General features: G+C 66.8%; 1 pseudogene. It reads right to left on the reverse strand.

The window, feature by feature from the left end:
* Positions 1-392 precede the first annotated feature (392 nt).
* Positions 393-1,150 (reverse strand): annotated as a pseudogene (locus HMPREF0975_RS17010) (transposase); the annotation flags it as partial.

Below are 1,150 nucleotides of genomic sequence, written 5' to 3' on the forward strand. Positions count from 1 at the left end.
CCGCGAAGGTGGGGGAGAGATGACACGCCTGAGCATCGGCCGGTGAGTCCAGGAAGAGGGGTGAACCGCTCCCAGGCCCGCTCCCAGGTCGTCACCGTCTGAAGGGTGCTTGATCCCCATGTCGGACTCGGAGAAGTCGGTCAGAGCCTGCCAGGCGGCCTCCTGGTTCGGAGCGGTGCAGATCGGCCTTGAGAGCGGCCGCGGCCTTGCGGCGGTCCCCGTAGGAGACGAACCGCATCCAGGGGCGCGGAACCGGGTGGTACCTGCGCAGGTGGGGACCGTGGCCTGGGGCCAGGACCGCCTGCGTTCGCCTCGGGAAGGCCGGTAAGCCCGTCACATTCCCCCGCGCGCTTCGCTCCTGTGGGACCTGTCCAGTTTTCTGTGTAAGCGTTTTACAGGTAGGGGTTGATTCGGTCGGGGTAGGCGGTGGTGAGCTGGGCCAGGGCCTTGTTCCAGTCGGTGGTGATCTGTCCTTCGATGAGCTTGCCCTTGGCCCTGCGCTTGGATGCTGGCAGTCCTTTCTCCTTGTCGCGTTCTCGGGCTCGCTTGTCCACGGGTGTCGCAGATCGCCAGCTTTCGCCAGCTCAGGTCACCGCCTCATCGAAAGGGGAAGTGGCCGCGGTTCATCGGTGATCCTTGCGCAGCTGGTAGCTCGCAGTCTCGATACTGTTGGTGGAGGGGGTACCTCCCACGAAGTGGGGGAGAGATGACACGCCTGAGCATCGGAGGGAAGTCCAGGAAGGGAGTGAATCGCTCCCAGGCCCGCTCCCAGGTCGTCACCGTCTGGGGGTACTTGACCCCCATGTCGGACTCGGAGAAGTCGGTCAGAGCCTGCCAGGCGGCCTCCTGGTTCGGAGCGGTGCAGATCGGCCTTGAGAGCGGCCGCGACCTTCCGGCTCTCCCCCGTAGGAGACGAACCGCATCCAGGGGCACGGATCAGGTGGACCACACAGGTCTGGACCGTGGCCTGGGGCCAGGACCGCCTGCGATCGCTTCGGGAAGGCCGGTGAGCCCGTCACATTCCCCCGCGCGCTTCGCTCCCGTGCGGGAGGTGCCCCCTCTACGATCAGCACGTCCTTGACGCCCCTGTTGGCCAGCTCAGCGCACACGAGCCGCCCTTGAGGGAGGCTCCCTCCCCGGGCCCGGGGCC

Source organism: Actinomyces sp. oral taxon 849 str. F0330 (assembly GCF_000239715.1).
GTDB lineage: Bacteria > Actinomycetota > Actinomycetes > Actinomycetales > Actinomycetaceae > Actinomyces > Actinomyces johnsonii.